At 73.8% G+C, this 1,690-nt stretch carries 2 protein-coding genes; one reads left to right on the top strand and one right to left on the bottom strand.

The window, feature by feature from the left end; all coding sequences use genetic code 11:
* Positions 1-41 precede the first annotated feature (41 nt).
* Positions 42-455 (bottom strand): NADH-quinone oxidoreductase subunit A, encoded by a 414-nt coding sequence (locus RKE29_RS29755; RefSeq protein WP_312008822.1) that lies wholly within the window; start codon positions 453-455, stop codon positions 42-44.
* A 268-nt stretch (positions 456-723) separates the two neighbouring features.
* On the opposite strand from RKE29_RS29755, the gene RKE29_RS29750 reads away from it, so the two are divergent.
* On the top strand, positions 724-1,690 hold a 967-nt coding region (locus RKE29_RS29750), incomplete at its 3' end, for a sensor domain-containing protein (RefSeq protein ID WP_312008821.1).

Here is a 1,690-nt window from a genome sequence, read left to right as displayed (position 1 = left end):
GGCTGCGGGCTGCGGCGTCCCGGCGGCGGCCGGGCGCGGGGTCACGTCCATTCCAGGACGCCCTTCTTCCACGCGTACAGCAGGCCCACGGCCAGGAAGCCGAGGAAGACGAACATCTCCACCAGCGTGGCCGCGCCGAAGCCCGGGTCGGCGAAGACCGTCGCCCACGGGAACAGGAAGATCGCGTCCACCGCGAAGATCACGTACAGGAAGGCGTACACGTAGTAGCGGATCTGGGTGTGCGCCCAGCCCTCGCCGACCGGGTCCACGCCGCACTCGTAGGTGAGCAGCTTCTCCGGCGTCGGCACCGCGGGCCGCAGCAGGCGCCCGGCCCCGAAGGCCACGGCGACGAAGAGCACGCCGACGGCCGCCAGCGCGCCGACGGCCGAGTAGTCGTGGAAGTAGTCGGCCGCGAGCGGGACGCTGGGGTCGCGCGCTGTGATCGCCTCCGGCACGTGGCGTTCCTCGCTCCCTGTTCTGGTCCTGTTCCTGGCGGGCCCGGCCCGTCCCGTCTGTCCCGACGGGCCGCCGACCCGCTGTCGTTTCGCTCCTGACCTGCCGCTCGCCGACGTTCCGCACGTTCGACGATCTGTACGGACGGGAAGTGTAGGCCCTGCTGGTGACGGGGGGAGCGCCCGGCCGGTATCCGGTGGGGTTATCCCCCAGTGCGTTCCGGCCCCGTACCCCATGGCGCGGCCGTTTCCGGCCCGGCAATCTGGCGGTATGAGCGCGACTTCAGCCGACGGGCAGGCCCTGTACCCACGGTACGACCCCCGTGACCAGCACGGCCGACATGACGGAGATCACGGGGCCCTGCCCCGCCCGCCCGCCTTCGGCTACCCCGCCCAGACCTGGCGGGAGATCGCCCACCTCCTGTCGAACCTGCCGGTCGGGATCGCCTGCTTCGTCTTCACGGTGACGTGGCTGGCCGCCGGAGTGGTGCTCTCCGTGACCGTGGTCGGCTTCCCGGTGCTGGTGCTCGGGCTGCTGGGCAGCCGCGCGCTGGGGCGGTTCGAGCGGCGGCGGGCCCGCGCGCTGCTGTCCGTGACGGTCGACGAGCCGAGCCCGCTGCGGCACCCGCCGGGCACCGGCCCGCTCGCGCGGTGGTGGGCGCGCCTGCGCGACCCGGTCGGCTGGCGCTGCACGCTGTACTGCCTGATCCGGCTGCCGTGGAGCGTGCTGACCTTCACCGTGGCCGTGACCGGCCTGTTCGTGGGCTGGCCGGTGCTGCCGTGGGTGGCCCGCGGGCTGACCCACGTGGACCGGGCCATGGCCCAGTCCCTGCTCAGCCCGTCGGACGAGCTGGAGCGGCGCATCGCCGAGCTGGAGTCGGACCGCGGCGCGGTGGTCGACACCGCCGCCGCCGACCTGCGCCGCATCGAGCGCGACCTGCACGACGGCGCCCAGGCCCGCCTCGTCGCCCTCGCCATGGACCTCGGCCTGGCCAGGGAGAAGCTGCTGGAGGACCCGCAGGCGGCCGCCCGCATGGTGGACGAGGCCCACGGCGAGGTCAAACTCGCCCTCCAGGAGCTGCGCGACCTCGCCCGCGGCATCCACCCGGCCGTGCTGACCGACCGCGGCCTGGACGCCGCCCTGTCGTCGGTGGCCGCGCGCTGCACCGTGCCGGTACGGGTGTCGGTGGACCTCGCCGAGCGGCCCGCACCCGCCATTGAGGGCATCGCCTACTTCA

The sequence above is a fragment of the Streptomyces sp. B1866 genome, assembly GCF_031932565.1.
In the GTDB taxonomy this organism is placed as follows: Bacteria; Actinomycetota; Actinomycetes; order Streptomycetales; family Streptomycetaceae; genus Streptomyces.
Note: the sequence above shows the minus strand (reverse complement) of the source record. Positions and strands in the feature narration are given on the sequence as shown.